Origin of the sequence: Myxococcus xanthus (assembly GCF_006402735.1) — a bacterium.
In the GTDB taxonomy this organism is placed as follows: Bacteria; Myxococcota; Myxococcia; order Myxococcales; family Myxococcaceae; genus Myxococcus; species Myxococcus xanthus_A.
Map to the genome: position 1 here is coordinate 4,766,368 of NZ_CP017174.1, position 16,136 is coordinate 4,782,503.

The 16,136-nt window shown below is 70.1% G+C and carries 12 protein-coding genes; 5 read left to right on the plus strand and 7 right to left on the minus strand.

The features are described 5' to 3' along the window. Positions 1–74: 74 nt before the first annotated feature. The 3 genes from gltB (at position 75) to rnk (ending at position 6,631) form a co-directional block, all read left to right on the plus strand. The gene (gltB, locus tag BHS09_RS19735; RefSeq protein ID WP_140798587.1) at positions 75–4,640 is read left to right on the plus strand and encodes a glutamate synthase large subunit; all 4,566 of its coding nucleotides are present in this window, start codon (positions 75–77) and stop codon (positions 4,638–4,640) included. 3 nt (positions 4,641–4,643) lie between these two features. Then, positions 4,644–6,104 (plus strand): glutamate synthase subunit beta, encoded by a 1,461-nt coding sequence (locus tag BHS09_RS19740; protein WP_140798588.1) that lies wholly within the window; start codon positions 4,644–4,646, stop codon positions 6,102–6,104. A 110-nt stretch (positions 6,105–6,214) separates the two neighbouring features. Further along, on the plus strand, positions 6,215–6,631 hold the full coding sequence (gene rnk / locus BHS09_RS19745) for a nucleoside diphosphate kinase regulator (protein ID WP_140792149.1): 417 nt from the start codon (positions 6,215–6,217) through the stop codon (positions 6,629–6,631). A gap of 58 nt (positions 6,632–6,689) precedes the next feature. Here the strand turns inward: rnk and BHS09_RS19750 are convergent, their stop codons facing one another. From BHS09_RS19750 to BHS09_RS19770, 5 genes are all read right to left on the minus strand, one after another. Beyond that, a complete protein-coding gene (locus BHS09_RS19750) occupies positions 6,690–7,451 on the minus strand; it encodes a ParA family protein (protein WP_026114108.1) in 762 nt (253 codons plus the stop codon). Positions 7,452–7,460: 9 nt separating this feature from the next. After that, positions 7,461–7,733 (minus strand): hypothetical protein, encoded by a 273-nt coding sequence (locus tag BHS09_RS39040; RefSeq protein ID WP_201800533.1) that lies wholly within the window; start codon positions 7,731–7,733, stop codon positions 7,461–7,463. A gap of 83 nt (positions 7,734–7,816) precedes the next feature. After that, a complete protein-coding gene (locus BHS09_RS19760; protein ID WP_140798589.1) occupies positions 7,817–8,125 on the minus strand; it encodes a c-type cytochrome in 309 nt (102 codons plus the stop codon). A gap of 53 nt (positions 8,126–8,178) precedes the next feature. Continuing rightward, positions 8,179–9,342, minus strand: coding sequence for an efflux RND transporter periplasmic adaptor subunit (locus BHS09_RS19765; RefSeq protein WP_140798590.1), 1,164 nt, complete (start codon positions 9,340–9,342; stop codon positions 8,179–8,181). Next, positions 9,339–12,527 (minus strand): efflux RND transporter permease subunit, encoded by a 3,189-nt coding sequence (locus tag BHS09_RS19770; RefSeq protein WP_237079688.1) that lies wholly within the window; start codon positions 12,525–12,527, stop codon positions 9,339–9,341. The genes BHS09_RS19765 and BHS09_RS19770 overlap by 4 nt, the downstream gene beginning before the upstream one ends. Positions 12,528–12,615: 88 nt before the next feature. Between BHS09_RS19770 and BHS09_RS19775 the strand changes: the two genes are divergently transcribed. Both BHS09_RS19775 and BHS09_RS19780 read left to right on the plus strand, forming a co-directional pair. After that, positions 12,616–13,170, plus strand: a complete 555-nt coding sequence (locus BHS09_RS19775) for a hypothetical protein (protein ID WP_237079689.1) — start codon at positions 12,616–12,618, stop codon at positions 13,168–13,170. Between the two features lie 30 nt (positions 13,171–13,200). Next, positions 13,201–14,772, plus strand: a complete 1,572-nt coding sequence (locus BHS09_RS19780; protein WP_140798591.1) for a GMC family oxidoreductase N-terminal domain-containing protein — start codon at positions 13,201–13,203, stop codon at positions 14,770–14,772. On the opposite strand, the gene BHS09_RS19785 is transcribed toward BHS09_RS19780, so the two are convergent. After that, positions 14,756–15,640: a hypothetical protein gene (locus BHS09_RS19785; RefSeq protein WP_140798592.1), complete on the minus strand. Its 885-nt coding sequence runs from the start codon at positions 15,638–15,640 to the stop codon at positions 14,756–14,758. The genes BHS09_RS19780 and BHS09_RS19785 overlap by 17 nt on opposite strands. Further along, on the minus strand, positions 15,616–16,134 hold the full coding sequence (locus BHS09_RS19790) for an NUDIX hydrolase (protein WP_140792159.1): 519 nt from the start codon (positions 16,132–16,134) through the stop codon (positions 15,616–15,618). Before BHS09_RS19790 ends, BHS09_RS19785 begins: the two co-directional genes overlap by 25 nt. Positions 16,135–16,136: the final 2 nt, after the last annotated feature.

Below are 16,136 nucleotides of genomic sequence, written 5' to 3' on the forward strand. Positions count from 1 at the left end.
GCAGCGCGTTAACCTGTTGCGACACAAGCATTATTCTTGATGACAACCCGCGTCGTCGGGAGAGGGGACTCTTGATGTCGGCATTCCGCCCCGGCCGGTACGGCCTGTATGAGCCAGACACCGAGCATGACGCCTGCGGCGTGGGATTCGTCGCCCACCTGAGGGGTGAACGCTCGCGAGGCATCGTCGAGGACGCCCTGGAGCTCCTCAACCGGCTCAGCCACCGGGCGGCCGCGGGCAGGGACCCACGAACCGGCGACGGCGCCGGCATCCTGGTGCAGCTCCCCCACCGCTTCTTCGAGCGCGAGTCCCCAAAGCTGCCCTTCGCCCTCCCCCCGCGCCGGCACTATGGCGTGGGCCAGGTGTTCCTCCCGCCGGAGCCCGAGGCCCGGGCCGCCTGTGAGGCCGCCTTCGAGGAAGTCGTCATACAAGAGGGCCAGCGCGTGCTCGGCTGGCGCGACGTGCCCGTGAACCCGGAGCACCTGGGCCCCGTGGCTCGTGAGGCCGCCCCCGTCATCCGCCAGCTCTTCGTGGCGCGCCGGCGAATGGTCCCCAGCGCCTTCGAGCGGAAGCTGTACCGCATCCGCAAGCTGACGGAGAACCTCATCCAGGCGCGCGGCGTGGACCCCAAGGGCCGCTTCCACGTGGCGTCGCTGTCGTCGGAGACGCTCGTCTACAAGGGTCTGATGTTGCCGGTGGACCTGCCGCGCTTCTATTCCGATTTGCAGCAGCCTGACTTCGTGAGCGCGCTGGGCCTGGTCCACTCGCGCTTCTCCACGAACACCTTCCCCACGTGGGAGCTGGCGCAGCCGTTCCGCTTCATCGCGCACAACGGTGAAATCAACACCATGCGCGGCAACCGGAACTGGATGACCGCGCGGCGTGGCCTGCTCCAGACGGCGCGCCTGGGCGGCAGCCTGGAGGCGCTCCAGCCCATCATCGTCCCGGGCAAGAGCGACTCGGCGCAGTTCGACAACATGGTGGAGCTGCTCTACCTGGGCGGCCGCACCCTGCCCCACGCGCTGATGATGATGATTCCGGAGGCGTGGGAGGGCGACGCGCTGATGTCCGACGAGCGGCGCGCCTTCTATGAATACTCCTCCGCGCTGCTGGAGCCCTGGGACGGACCGGCGGCCATCGCCTTCACGGACGGGCAGCTCATCGGCGCCACGTTGGATCGCAACGGCCTGCGGCCCGCGCGCTACCTCGTCACAGAGGACGACCGCATCATCCTCGCCTCGGAGATGGGCGTCATCGACGTGCCGCCCTCGCAGGTCCGCCGTAAGGGCCGCCTGACGCCGGGCCGCATGCTGCTGGTGGACACCACCGAAGGACGCATCCTGGAGGACGAGGACGTCAAGCGCGACATCACCACGCGCTGGCCCTACCGCCGCTGGCTCCAGCGCAACGTCTACACCTTCGACAACCTCCCCGCCGTCGCCGCCCCGGTGCGGCTGCGCGGCGAGGAGCTGTGGCGGGCCCAGCGCGCCTTCGGCTACACCGCCGAGGACGTGCGCTCGGTGCTCACGCCCATGGCGGAGACGGGCAAGGAGCCGGTGGGCTCCATGGGCACGGACACGCCGCTGGCGGTGCTCAGTGACCAGGCCCCCAGCCTCTTCTCCTACTTCCACCAGCTCTTCGCGCAGGTGACCAACCCGCCCATCGACCCGCTGCGCGAGTCGCTGGTGATGACGCTGGCCACCGCGCTGGGCCCGGAGAGCAACACCTTCGAGGAGACGCCGGAGCAGTGCCACCGGCTGTCCCTCCCCGGCCCCATCCTCACCAACGGGCAGCTCGCGCGGCTGGCGGCCATCAACGACGAGGGCCTGTTCGAGACGCGCCGCCTGTCGCTCCTCTACGCCCTGGACGGCGGCGAAGGCGCGCTCGAGGCGGCGGTGGAGAAGCTCTGCAACGAGGCCGTGGACGCGGTGGACGCCGGCGCCAGCATCCTGCTCTTGAGCGACCGCGGCGTGGACGCGGCGCACGCGGCCATCCCCGCGCTGCTGGCCATGTCCGCGGTGCACCAGCGGCTCGTCCGTGACGGCATCCGCATGTACACCGGCCTGCTGCTGGAGACGGCGGAGGCGCGCGAGGTGCACCACTTCGCCTGCCTGTTCGCCTACGGCGCCGCGGCGGTGAACCCGTACCTGGCGTTGGACACGCTCCGGGCCCTGGCGGACAACGGCGAGCTGGCCGTGGACGCGGAGAAGGCGCAGGACCGCTTCATCCACGCCGTGGAGGAAGGCCTGCTCAAGGTGATGTCGAAGATGGGCATCTCCACGCTCCAGTCCTACCGCGGCGCGCAGCTCTTCGAGGCCGTGGGGCTCCAGCGCTCGCTGGTGGAGCGGCACTTCACCGACACGGCGTCGCGCGTGGAGGGGGTGGGCCTGCCGGAGCTGGGGCGCGAAGTGGCGGAGCGCCACGCCCGGGGCTTTGGCGCGGAAGCGGACGTGGAGGCCGGCATGCTGCCCGTGGGCGGCCAGTACCGCTGGCGCCGTCTGGGCGAGCGGCACAAGTGGAACCCGGCCACCATCGCCAAGCTCCAGGCGGCGGTGCGCGCGAACGACGCCGCCACCTTCGCGGAGTACTCGCGGCTGGCGGACGACGAGACGCGCGAGCACAGCAACCTGCGCGGCCTGCTCGAAATCGCCCACGAGGGCCGCACGCCGGTGCCGCTGGATGAAGTGGAGCCGGCGCTCGCCATTGCCCGGCGCTTCGTCACCGGCGCCATGTCCTTCGGCTCCATCAGCGCGGAGGCGCACGAGACGCTGGCCATCGCGATGAACCGGCTGGGCGGGCGCTCCAACAGCGGCGAGGGCGGCGAGGAGTCGCGGCGCTACACCCGCGACGAGAACGGCGACCTGCGCCGCAGCGCCATCAAGCAGGTGGCCAGCGCGCGCTTCGGCGTCACCACGGAGTACCTGGTCAACGCGGACGAGCTCCAAATCAAGGTGGCCCAGGGTGCCAAGCCCGGCGAGGGCGGCCAGCTGCCCGGCCACAAGGTGGATGAGCGGATTGCCCGCGTGCGCTGGTCCACGCCGGGCGTGACGCTCATCTCTCCGCCGCCGCACCACGACATCTACTCCATCGAGGACCTGGCCCAGCTCATCTACGACCTCCAGTCGGTGAATCCGGCCGCGCGGGTCAGCGTGAAGCTGGTGAGCGAGGTGGGCGTGGGCACCATCGCCGCGGGCGTGGCCAAGGCCGGCGCCAGCTGCGTGGTCATCTCTGGCTACGAGGGCGGCACGGGCGCCTCGCCGCTGTCCAGCATCCAGCACGCGGGCCTGCCCTGGGAGCTGGGGCTGGCGGAGACGCAGCAGGTGCTGGTGCACAACGGGCTGCGCTCGCGCATCCGCGTGCAGGCGGACGGCGGCATGCGCACCGCGCGCGACGTGCTGGTGGCCGCGCTCCTGGGCGCCGAGGAGTTCGGCATGGCCACCGCCAGCCTGGTGGCCGTGGGCTGTATCATGCTGCGCAAGTGCCACCTCAACACCTGTTCGGCGGGCATCGCCACGCAGGACCCGGGGCTGCGCGAGCGCTTCCAGGGCAAGCCCGAGGACGTGGTGAACTTCTTCCTCCTCATCGCGGAGGACCTGCGCCAGCGGATGGCCGCGCTGGGCGCCCGCACCCTGGAGGAGTTGGTGGGCCGCGTGGACCTGCTGCGGCAGCGTCCGGCGGTGGACCATTGGAAGGCGAAGCGCGTGGACCTGTCCGGGCTGCTGGCAGCGCCGGCCGCGCCGGACAGCGAGCCGCGCCACTGCACCGAGCCGCGCATCAAGGACGTGTCCGACCACCTGGACCACGCGCTGCTGCGCGACGCCAGCGCGGTGCTGAACGGCGGGCCGCCCATGCTGCTCAACGTGCCGGTGGCCAACACGCACCGCGCCGTTGGCGCCCTGCTGTCGGGTGAGATTGCCCGCCGTCACGGGGGCCAGGGCTTGCCGGATGGCCGGCTCCACGTGCGGATGAAGGGCTCCGCGGGCCAGAGCTTCGGCGCCTTCGTGGTGAAGGGCGTGACGCTGGAGCTGGAGGGCGACGCCAACGACTACGTGGGCAAGGGCCTTTCCGGTGGGCGCATCATCGTCTACCCGCCGCAGGCCAGCCGCTTCACCGCCGAGGAGAACGTGCTGGTGGGCAACACCGCGCTCTACGGCGCCACGGCCGGCGAGGTGTACCTGCGGGGGCTCGCGGGTGAGCGCTTCGCGGTACGCAACAGCGGCGCGCAGGCCGTCGTGGAGGGCGTGGGCGACCACGGCTGCGAATACATGACGGGCGGCGCGGTGGTGGTGCTGGGCCCCACCGGGCGCAACTTCGCGGCCGGCATGAGCGGCGGCATCGCCTACGTGCTCGACCGCGAGCAGTCCTTCCGGCAGCGCTGCAACCTGGAGATGGTGGAGCTGGAGTCCCTGGTGGACGAGTCCGAAATCTGGCTCGTGCACGGCATGGTGGAGCGGCACCTGCACCACACCGGCAGCGGGCTGGCGCGGCGGGTGCTGGACAACTGGGAGCTGATGGTGCCGCGCTTCGTGAAGGTGATGCCCACGGACTACAAGCGGGTCCTCCAGGCACGACGCGCGGCGCGCAGACCACCGGAGTCCACATCCGCGGCGCTGCCCCAGTCCGCGGCGGGGAGGGCCTGAGCCATGGGTAAGCCAACGGGATTCATCGAGTGGGAGCGCGTCCACGCAGACAAGCGGGACAAGGCGGACCGGCTGGGCGACTGGCGCGAGTTCGCGCTGCCGCTGGCCCCCGACGAGGCCAAACGGCAGGCCGGCCGCTGCATGGACTGTGGCGTCCCCTTCTGTCACCAGGGCTGTCCCCTGGGGAACCTCATCCCCGACTTCAACGAGGCCGTGTACCGCGGGCGCTGGCGCGAGGCGTATGACCTGCTCAGCCGCACCAATGGCTTCCCGGAGATGACGGGCCGGCTGTGCCCGGCGCCGTGCGAGGCCGCGTGTGTGCTCGCCATCGACCGGGACCCGGTCACCATCGAGCAGATGGAGAAGGAAATCGTCGAACGGGCCTTCAAGGAGGGCTGGGTGAAGCCCCGGCCTCCGGCACGCCGCACCGGGAAGACGGTGGGCGTGGTGGGCTCCGGGCCCGCGGGACTGGCGGCGGCGGCGCAGCTCAACGCGGCCGGACACACCGTCACCGTGTACGAGCGGGACGCCCGGGCCGGCGGCCTGCTGCGCTATGGCATCCCCGACTTCAAGCTGGAGAAGTCCGTGGTGGACCGGCGCCTGGCGCTGATGGAGGCCGAGGGCATCACCTTCGTCACCGGCGTGGACGTGGGCGGTGCCCTGAGCTACCGCGAGCTGCGCGCGAAGCATGACGCCCTGGTGCTGGCCCTGGGCGCGCGCCGTCCGCGCGAGCTGGAGGTCCCCGGACGCGAGCTGTCCGGTGTCGTCCAGGCCATGGAGTACCTGGAGCACCAGAACCGGCTCGTCTCGGGCCATGGCCAGAAGGATTCCCGCCTGGACGCGGCCGGCCGGCACGTCGTGGTGCTGGGCGGCGGCGACACCGGCTCGGACTGCCTGGGTACCGCGCTGCGTCAGGGTGCGGCGAGCGTGCGGCAGGTGGAGCTCCTCCCCGCCCCGCCCGCGGTGCGCGCGGAGGGCAACCCCTGGCCGAGGTGGCCCGTCATCTTCCGCACCTCCACCAGCCAGGAGGAAGGCGGCGAGCGCCGCTTCGCGCTGATGACGAAGCGGCTGACGGGCAGCGACGGACGGCTCCAGACGCTGCAGGCCGTGGAAATCGAGTTCCAGCCCGAACCTGGCGCCCTGCCCCGCCTCATTGAACGTCCCGGCACCGAGGTGACGTTCGAAACGGACCTGCTGGTGCTGGCCATGGGCTTCACGGGGCCCGAGGCGGGCAACCTCTCCGAGGAGCTGGGGGTGAAGCTGTCCCCCCGCGGCACGGTGCAGGTGGACGCCCGCTTCGCCACGTCCGCGGACGGGGTGTTCTGCGCTGGGGACGCGAGCCGGGGCGCCAGCCTCATCGTCTGGGCCCTGTCGGACGGCCGTGAAGCCGCCAAGGCCTGCGATGCGTATCTTTCTGGGGGGCGCTCCGCGCTGCCCACCCGGGGCGCGGACTGCGCCTTCTGAGCGGAATGAAACGCCCGGGTCGCCTTTTTGGGGCGAGTCGGGAATAAATAGCAGGTGAGGCAGTTAGAATGGGCTTAACCCATTACTCCCTCCCACAGGAGGCCCCTGACATGCGAAGCGAACAGACCCTCATCGTGACCGAAGCCGACCTGGAGCGCCTGCGCCAGGTGGTGGACCACAACGGAGGCGGCCGTACGGCCGAGTTCGCGGAAATGCTCGACGCGGAGCTGACCCGGGCTCGCGTCGTCGCGTCGGAAGAGGTGCCGCCCGACGTCGTGACGATGAACAGCAAGGTCGTCTTCGAGGACGAACAGACGGGAGAGCGCCGGGAGGTCACCCTTGTCTACCCGCGCGACGCCAGCAGCGACGACGGCCGCATCTCCGTCCTGGCCCCCATCGGCAGCGCGCTCATCGGCCTGACCGTGGGGCAGACCATCACCTGGCCCCTGCCGGGCGGACGCTCCAAGCGGCTGCGCATCGTCGCGGTGCCCTACCAGCCCGAGGCCTCGGGCCACTACAACCTCTGATTCGGCTTCCCCCGGACGGCACCGTGCGCCCTCGTGGCGGACGGTGCCGTTTGCCGTTTCAGCGCAGGCCCACGCGCTTCGCCAACTCCTGCGCCAGGGCCCGCAGTTCCTCCACGCCGGCCGCCTGCGGGCTCGTGTCGAACACCACCTCGTAGCCCAGCCCCGCCTGGTTGATGGACTCCGAGCGTGGAATTCGCGCCCGCAGCACGGGCACCGTGGACTCGCTCAACGCGCCCTCCATGGCCTCGTTGGTGGCGGTGGTGCGGCGATCCCACAGATTCACCACCGCGACCAGCTCACCGCCCTGCTCGCGAACGTCACGCCAGGCGGTCTCGATTTCCCCCAGGCCCTGGAGCGCGAAGGCGCCGGTGGGCACGGGGGCCACGACCAGGTCCGCGGAGGCGAGCACGGCCTCGGTGTAGGCCCCGATGCTGGGCGGGGTGTCCGCGAGGATGATGTCCGGCGTCCACCCCAGCGTCTTGAGCGCGCGCGGAATCGCCTGGAGGCGGTGGCCCCACTGGAACAGTTCGCGCTCCTGCGCGGCCATGCGCGGCGCGGCGGGGGCGATGAACAAGCCGGGCCGCTTCGGTGAAGCCACCACCACTTGCGCCAGCGTGTGCTTGGGACGGGGCCCGAGCGCATCCCCCACACACGGGCCTTCCCGGCTCTCCAGTCCCAGCACCAGCGATGCATGGGCCTGAGGGTCCAGGTCCAGCAGCAGCACCTGGCGGCCGGCATCCGCGAGGGCCGCCGCCACATGCGAGCAGAGCGTCGTCTTGCCGACGCCGCCCTTGATGGTGGAGAACGCGATGAACGCCATGGCCCCGGTCTATACCGGACGTCCCACGGGGAGAGAAGCCACGGGCGGCGGCGTCTCTCCCGCGCTCAGTCCACCCCCACCTTGCACTCGGGGAGCGCCTGGCGCAGCCGCTCGATTTCCTCTGAGCGCGGGCAGCTCGCCCAGCTTCCGGCCGTTGAACAGCAGCGCCTTCGAGTCTCGGGGGAACTTGTCGAACAAGGCAGCCGGGCCCTTCGCCTTGGCGGGCGCCGTCGCCTTGATGGAAAGGGACGCACCCTCCAGGGCCTTAGTCAGCGCCGCCAACTCCTCCTCGAGCCACGAGGAGAACGTCCCCAGCCCGTCCACTCCCCGCAACGGCGTGCGAAGAAAATGGGCACCTCCGCGCGCTACTTCTGCGTCAGGATCCACTTCACCAGCGCGCGCGCCTCGGCCTCCGACACCTGGGCATTCGCCGGCATCGGAATGGCGCCCCAGACGCCGCTGCTGCCCTTGCGCACGCGCTGCGTCAGCTTGTCCTCCACGCCCTCCTGCTTCGCATAGCGGGCGGCCATCTCCTTGAACGAGGGACCGACCAGCCGCGCCGTCGCGGAATGGCACGTCATGCAGCTCTTGGCCTTCGCGAGCTCCTCGCTCGCGGAGGCCACGTTGGACACCAACGCCACCGCGAAAACAGACAGCCACAGAAAACGCTTCATTGAAGTCTCCAGTCCAAACAGCATATCGAGACCGACCGACAGCTCCACGCAAACTAGAGCGCGGCACGCCCTTCCGCGACGCGCACCACGCGCCCATCGCCCAGGGTGTCCGGTGGGCTCAGCACCACCCGGTCCTCGGCGGACAATCCGTCCATCACCTCGACATGAGCGCCCAGGTCACGCCCCAGCACGACCACGCGCTGCTGGACGGCATTCGCCTCCCCCACCACGAGGACCGTGGGCCCCTCCCTCCGCATGGCCAGCGCGCTGGCGGGGATGAGCATGGGCGGAGCCTCGCGCTCGATGAGCAACCGGACGCGCACGAATGCCCCTGCGAACAGCGCCTCTGCGTTGGCGAGCTGCACCTCCGTCAGGAGCGTGCGGGTCCCTGGGTCCAACACCCCCGCGGTCCGCACCACGCGTCCTGGCAGCGCCCGCGCGGGCGCATCCAGCGTGGAGATCCGCGCCTCGAGCCCCGGCCGGATGTCATGGGCGAGGGACTGCGGCACATCCACGTAGACCTTCAGCGTGTGCGTCTGCGCGAGTTCGAACAGGCTCGTCATACCGCTGCCACTGCCCGCGGTGACCAGCGCTCCCCGGTCCACGTTGCGGCGCACGATGACACCATCGAACGGCGCCACCACGCGGCGATACGCGTACAACGCATCGAGGCGCTCCACCTCCGCCTTCGCGCTCTTCAGCGAGGCCTCCGCGGAGTTGGCCCGCGCCCGCGCCTCTTCCGCCACCTCGTGGCTGACGTTGCCCTCTCCCGCGAGAATCTGCCCGCGCCGCGCGGACGCGCGAGCGAGCTCCAGGTTCCGCTCCGTCTCATCCAGGCGCGCCCGGGCCCGGTGACACTCCGCCTGGAGCTCGGGCGCTTCAAGCTCCGCCAGCAACTGGCCCGCGCGGACCCGGTCGCCCAGGTCGACGTGGATGCGGCCCACGAAGCCATTGATGCGGGCGTGCAGCGACGCGCGCTGACTGGGGAGGACCGTCCCTGGCAACGTGAGCTCCGCCTTCGGCTCGGACCGCGTCACGCGCGCAGTGGCCACGAGCGGCGGCAGACGGGCTTCCGCTTCACGCCGGTCCAACGCGCGCGACCGCTCCAACCGTGGCGCCACGCCGAGCCCCAGCAGCACCAGGAGCAAGGCGGCGAACACCCAGGGCCAGCGCCCGCCTCGCGCCGCGGCATCCACGCCAGGGGTCTGCTCCGTCACGCTGTCACCGAGGGCTCGAGTTCAGGGGACGCCGCGCGGACAGCCCGCCGCGCCTGCATCAGACTGTAGACGACGGGAACGAAGAACAGGGTCGCTACCGTGGCGCCCACGAGGCCGCCAATGACGGCGCAGCCGAGCGCGGCGTTCTGCTCGCCGCCCTCGCTCAGGTTCAGGGACATGGGGAGCATGCCGAGGCCCATGGCCAGCGCCGTCATCAACACGGGGCGCACCCGCACCCGCCCCGCTTCGAGCGCCGCCTCCGCCGCGCTCGCGCCTCGCGCGAGCTGCTCGTTGGCGAAGGACACCACCAGCACGGAGTTCGCCGTGGCCACGCCCACGCTCATGATGGCGCCCATCAACGAGGGAATGCTGAACGGCGTCTGCGTGGCGAACAGCGAAACCACCATGCCCACCACCGCCCCGGGCAGCGCGGTGATGATGATGAAGGGGTCCAGCCAGGACTGGAAGTTGACCACCATCAGCGCGTAGACGAGCACCGCCGCGAACAGCAGGCCCAACAGCAGCCGGTCGAAGCTGGTGCGCATGCTGTCCACCTGCCCACGCACCTGGATGCGCGAGCCCGGCGGCAGCTCCTCGCGGTAGCGCTCGACGAGCCGCTCCAGCCGCGAAGCCACGCTGCCCAGGTCCGTGTCCTGGACGTCCGCGCGGACGTTGAAGGTGGGCTGGATGTCCACGTGGGTGACGAAGACGGGCGTCCACTCGCGCTGCACCCGGGTGAGGTCGCCCAGGAGCTGGGGCCCCTCCCGGGTGGGCAGCGCCATCCGCGTCAGGTCCTCCACCGAGGACACCCGCGTCTCCGGCACGCGCACCGACAGGGGATAGCTGTTCCCCGTCTTCGGGTCGATCCAGAAACTGGGGCTCACCTGCGAGCTGGATGACACGGTGAGCAGCACGTTGTTCGCCACGTCCCGCTGTGTGAGCCCCACCGCGCTGGCGCGGACCCGGTCCACCTCGAAGTGCAGCCGCGGCGCGTTCACCACCTGCGACAGGCGCACGTCCACCGCGCCCCGGACCTGCCCCAGCTCCGCCTCGAGCTTGCGCGCGATGGCATAGGTGGCCTCACGTTGGGAGCCCGAGACCTGCACGTCAATGGGCGACGGCAGCCCGAAGTTGAGAATCTGCGTCACGATGTCCGCGGGCTGGAAGTAGAACGTGAGCTCGGGGAAGCGCCGCGGCAACTGCTCGCGCAGCAGCCGGACGTACGCGTCCGTCCGGACCCGACGCTGCGGAGCCAGCGTCACGAGGACCTCCCCGTCCGCGCTGCTCACGTTGGAGGTATCCGTCAGCGCGAGGTTGTAGCCGCCCGGCATGCCCATCATGTCAATCAGGCTCACCCGGTCCTCGGCGGGAATGAGCTCACGCACGGCGTCCTCCACGAGCGACAGGTACCGCTCCGTCTCCTCGATGCGCGTCCCCGGCGGCGCCACGACGTGAAGGCGGAGCTGGCCCGCGTCCACGGTGGGGAAGAAGTCGCGGCCCACGAAGGGCATCAACCCCACCGCCGCCAGCACCGCGAGCAGGAAGAGCACCAGCACGCGGCGCGGCCGGGCCAGGGCGCCCTGGAGCGCGCCCACGTACCGCGCACGGAAGCGCTCGAAGCCCGCCTCGAACCGGTGGTGCAGTCGCGCCAGCCACCCCGTCTGGGGCTGCCCATGCCGCTGAACCTCCGCGCGAAGCAGGAACTGCACGAGCGTGGGCACGAGCGTGCGCGAGAGCAGATACGAGGCCATGACGGAGAGCCCCACCGCCAGGCCCATGGGCAGGAACAGGTACCGGGCCGGCCCCTCCAGGAAGAGCACCGAGATGAACACGATGCCAATGGAGAGCGAGGCGACGAAGGCCGGCACGGCGATCTGCTCCGCGCCATCCAGGATGGCCTGGGTGAGCGGCTTCCCCATGGCCAGGTTGCGGTGGATGTTCTCTATCTCCACCGTGGCGTCATCCACGAGGATGCCCACGGCGAGCGCCAGCCCGCCCAGCGTCATTGAGTCGAGCGTGTACCCAAGGCCCCGCAACACCAGGATGGCCGCGAGCACCGACAAGGGAATGGAGATGGCGATGATGAGCGTGCTCCGCCAGCTTCCCAGGAACAGGAGGATCATCGTCGCCGTCAGCAGCGCGGCGATGACCCCTTCAGCCAGGAGCCCGTGGATGGCGGCCGTCACGAAGGAGGACTGGTCCGCCAGCAACCGCACCGACAGCCCCTCCGGCGCGGCGGCCTGGATGGTGGGCAGCAGCTCGCGCACGCGGCGGGCGACCTCCAGCGTCGAGGCGTCCCCCGTCTTCATCACGGACAGGATGACGGAGCGCCGGCCCTCCTCCCGGGCGATGTTCGTCTGCACCGCGAAGCCGTCATGCACGTGCGCCACGTCCCGGAGGAACACGACGCGGCCATCGCCCCGGCGCACCGGGATGTCATTGAGCGCAGCGAGCGTCTCCGGACTGCTGTTGAGCGTCACGCGGTACTCGTGCGCGCCCATCTTGAGGTTCCCCGTGGGCAGGACCAGGTTCTGCGCGGAGACCGCCGAGGCGACGTCATGCGGCGCCAGCCCATGGGCCTCGAGGGCCTCCAGGTCCAGGTCCACGGTCATCTGACGGACCTTGCCGCCCATGAGCTGGGGAATGCGCGCGCCCCGGACCGTGCCGAGCAGGGGCCGGACGCGTTGATTCACATGGTCGTAGATTTGCGACTCGGTGAGCGTCTCGCTGCTGAACGACACCTGGAGGATGGGCACACTGCTGGCCGAATACCGGAGGATGATGGGCGGCTGCGTCCCCGGAGGCATGCGCCGGGTGATGGATTGCGAGGACGCCGTCACCTGAGCCATGGCCTCGGCCACGTCAGCCCCGGGGTGTAGATACAACCGGGCGACCGATACACCGTCGAACGACTGGCTTTCCTGCCGGGCCAGGTTCGCCACGTTGTTCGCCAGGGAGTACTCACTGTACTGGGTGATCTGCCGCTCGATCTGCTGCGCGGGCAGCCCGTCATAGCTCCAGACGACGCTGATGACGGGGATGTCGACCTCGGGGAGAATGTCCGTGGGGGATTCGCGGATGACCTGCACACTCACGAAGACGAGCAGCAGCGCCGCCACCACGAAGGTATAGGGGCGTCGGAGCGCCAGCCGGACGATCCACATATCGCCTCCGCTCTTTGCCATGGAGCAGCAATCGAGGCAATGTCCGCAACCCTTGCTTCCGTTGGGAAGACTGGGGCAGCATGAAGGCTGAGCCGTCATGAACAACGCCGTGAAAACATCTCCCTCCTCTGGGACTGTGCTGACACAAGCGCTGCTGAATCGCAGACAGCTCCTGCAGTGGTTGGGAATCGGCGTGGTGGCCTCCAGTTGCGGAACGCTTCGCCCGCGGCTGATACCTCCCACGGAGGGAGCGGCGCCCCTCCAGCTCATCGCCCCCGACAGCGCAGGGCCGCTCCCCGACGACGTGCGGGACGTCCTGCTCGACACGGCCCGCCGAATCTCACGCTTCGTGGGAATCGACGGTCACCACAACGAGGCGCTGCTGGAAGGCTATCTGCGCCTCAAATGCGAGGAGCGCCCCTCGTACCTGGCCACCTACACCCGCTTCGCGGCGGAGGTGAAGCGGCCCGAGAAGCTCTCCGTGGAATGGCTCTTGGAGCTGCCGGAGCTCCACCGCGTGAAGGTGGTGGGCGAGCTGGCCATCATGTCACTGGTCGGCGGGGGCTTCCGGACGTTTGGCTTCGGCAACATGAATGGCCACATGGGCGGCCTCTGGCACGAGCCGCACGCGTCTGGTTCCTATCGCGCCTCGGACGAGCTGTAGTCAGCGCGGCCGCCAACAGGATTTGACAACATGAGGCTGTGTATCGTCGGAAGTGGTGTTGCCGCGGTCATCACCGCCCGCGCCGCGCTGGAGCGGGGCTACGAGGTGGTGATGCTCGAAGCCGGCCCTCGCACGCCCATGCGGGACTCGCGCCGCTGGCTGGACTTCGTCACCACGGGCGTGCGGCCCTACCACGCCTGTGAGGACTCGCAGGGCGACGCCAACTCCCGTCCCGGTGTCCAACCCGAGCGCGACCACTTCCTCATCAAGGGCAGCCGGCTCATGGCCGTGGGCGGGTCAACGCTGCACTGGAGCGGCTGGACGCCCCGCCTCCAGCCCGAGGACCTGGAGCTGCGCAAGCGCACCGGCAAGGGGAACGACTGGCCCTTCAGCTACACCCAGCTCGAGCCCTATTACAGCCAGGCCGAGTCCCTGCTGAACGTCACCGGCCCCAACGCCCCCGTGGACGGACATCCCACGCCCTGGCGCTCGCAGCCCTACAAGTGGAACAGCCCGCCGTATCCCATCGAGTCAGAGCCGGTGCGCCACGCCCTGAAGGCGCTGGGCATCACCTATGACCACATTCCCATGTCGCGCAGAGGCCCCGGCGGCGAAGGTGTGGGCGGCCCGTGCATGACGTTTGGCACGTGCCGGTATTGCCCGATGGGCGCGCGCTTCGACCCCACCCTGCTGCTGGCGGACATGGAGTCCCACCCGGGCTTCCGGTTGCTCGCGAGCAGCCCGGTGCTGGCCGTGCGCATGGCGGGAGCGGTGGCCCAGGGCGTCACCTACCGCACCCCCGAGGGCGAGACGGCCACGCTGGACGCGGACGCCGTGCTGGTGGCCGCGGGCGCCCTGGAGACGCCCAAGCTGCTGTGGCACTCGGGCTTCGATGAGCAGCGCCTGCCCGCGCTCGGGCGCTACCTGATTACCCACCCGATGCTGAAGCTCGAGGGCAAGCTGGCGAAGCCACCCCGGGAGTTCAACGGGCGCGAAGTCCCCATGCCCGCCCTCTTCTCGCGGCACTTCGACACGCCGGAGCAGCAGGCCGCCGGGAAGATGATCTTCTCCGAGTACCCGGAGGAGCCGGACCTGCAGTCCTGGGTCCGCCAGGAGCAACTGGCGCCCGCGTACATCGACTCCTTCGCCCGGGAGAGCCGGCTCAACCTCCATGGCTTCATCGAGGAGTTCCCCCAGGCGGAGAACCGCCTGCGCTTCACGGGCAAGCCGGGCGAGCGCCAGGTGGAGATTCACTACGCGGTGGACGCGGGGTTCGCCGCGCGCTGGCAGTGGATGACCGACACCTTGATGCAGGTGATGAAGGCCGCGGGCTGCCGCGAGTCGGAGGTCTGGGTTTCGGGCGTGATTCGCCGGGCGGACCACTCGGTGGGCACGGCGCGCTTCGGCCAAGGGCCGGACTCGGGCGTCGTGGACGGGAGGCACCTCGTCTTCGGAACGAAGAACCTGTTCGCCCTCACCAACGGCAACTTCCCGAACAACGGCGCCATCAACCCGACGCTGACGCTCACCGCCCTCTCGCTGCGCTTCGCGGACCAGGTGCTGCCTAGCCTGGCGCCGTCACGCACTACAGCGCGGCCTTGAGCACGGCCAGCGCGACGATGGCCGCGACGGCGAACACCTCGCGCCGCGCGGGCGCCTCCTGGATGAAGGCGTTGGCGAACACCAGGGAGAAGAGCGTCACCGAGTTGAGGATGGGCCAGGCGACGACGCGGTTTCCCGCCGCCAGCGCCATGACGAAGGCGACCTGATTGCCCACGGTGAAGAGGGCGCGCACGAGCAGGTTGGTGCGTGCGCGGCCGTCCACGACCAGCTCGCTCAACTGCGCCCCTAGCGGCCCCCGGGCGCCGAAGAGGAGCAGCAGCACCAGACAGGCGGCGCTCCTCCAGAACATCAAGGCGGTACTCACCTCCAGGTTGGTCGCCACGCCCGAAGGCTGGCCCTGGAAGAAGAGCTCCCCGCAGAGGCTCTGCACGAGCACGGCCACGGTGATGAAGAACGCCGGCAGCCACAGGGCGCGGCGGTTGTCCGAGGCCCCTCCCGCCGCCAGCAGCGAGCAGCCGGACACGGCGAGGGCGAACAGGTACTCGGTCCAGTGCACCGTGCGGCCGGAGAGCATGAGCGCCAGGGGGATGAGCACATCCCCGATACGCGAGGCGATGTTCACCCGGGCGACCGTGAGGTGCCGGAAGCCGAAGGAGAAGGCGAAGGCCACCCCCTGGACGCTCACCGCGAACAGCGCGAGCTTCGCGTTGCCATAGAGCGCCCACCCCGCCCTGTCCTCCATGGGCAGCAGCGGCGTCAGCGCCGCCAGCAAGAGGAACGGGACGAAGTTGTTGGCGAAGTTGAGGACGAGGATGGACTGGCGGCGGAGCCCGTAGCTGAGCCGGTCGAAGACGCTGTTTCCCGACCGCAACAGGACGGACGTCAGCGAGTAGAGGACTGTTTCCATCGCGTCCGCGCGTCGGCGCTCGGCCCGGGGAAGAGGCGCTCCAGACAGGGCCACAACTGGGGATGACAGGGCTCATCCAGCAGGCGCCCCAGCTCCTCTGGCGCCAGGAAGATGCCCCCGTCCACCTCCCGCTCGGAGAAGCGCAGCGGGCCTTCCATTCGGGCGCGGTAGAGGAAGATGCGCCGGTGGTGCCCATCGTCGAAGATGAACTCGGCCACGGGCACCAGCGGCCCCTCCAGGCCCAGCTCCTCCAGGAGCTCCCGCTGGGCGGCCTCCAGGGGCGCCTCGCCCGCGCTCACGTGACCTCCCGCGGACGTGCACAGGTGGCCGGGCATGAAGGTCATGTGCCGGGAGCGCCGCTGCAGGAAGACCTTGCCGTCGCGCTCCACCATCACATGCACGATGCGATGGGGCAGCTTCTGGCCGTAGATCTGGTCGCGGGGCGCGCTCCCCACCACCTGCCCCTGGGTGTCGATGACGTCAATCAGCTCCATGC

What these genes read in the sequence shown, in the direction of transcription:
- gltB (WP_140798587.1), top strand. Translation starts at nt 75, where the DNA reads ATGTCGGCATTCCGCCCCGGCCGGTACGGCCTGTATGAGCCAGACACC.
- BHS09_RS19740 (WP_140798588.1), top strand. Translation starts at nt 4,644, where the DNA reads ATGGGTAAGCCAACGGGATTCATCGAGTGGGAGCGCGTCCACGCAGAC.
- rnk (WP_140792149.1), top strand. Translation starts at nt 6,215, where the DNA reads ATGCGAAGCGAACAGACCCTCATCGTGACCGAAGCCGACCTGGAGCGC.
- BHS09_RS19750 (WP_026114108.1), bottom strand. Translation starts at nt 7,451, where the DNA reads ATGGCGTTCATCGCGTTCTCCACCATCAAGGGCGGCGTCGGCAAGACG.
- BHS09_RS19760 (WP_140798589.1), bottom strand. Translation starts at nt 8,125, where the DNA reads ATGAAGCGTTTTCTGTGGCTGTCTGTTTTCGCGGTGGCGTTGGTGTCC.
- BHS09_RS19770 (WP_237079688.1), bottom strand. Translation starts at nt 12,527, where the DNA reads ATGGCAAAGAGCGGAGGCGATATGTGGATCGTCCGGCTGGCGCTCCGA.
- BHS09_RS19780 (WP_140798591.1), top strand. Translation starts at nt 13,201, where the DNA reads ATGAGGCTGTGTATCGTCGGAAGTGGTGTTGCCGCGGTCATCACCGCC.
- BHS09_RS19785 (WP_140798592.1), bottom strand. Translation starts at nt 15,640, where the DNA reads ATGGAAACAGTCCTCTACTCGCTGACGTCCGTCCTGTTGCGGTCGGGA.
- BHS09_RS19790 (WP_140792159.1), bottom strand. Translation starts at nt 16,134, where the DNA reads ATGGAGCTGATTGACGTCATCGACACCCAGGGGCAGGTGGTGGGGAGC.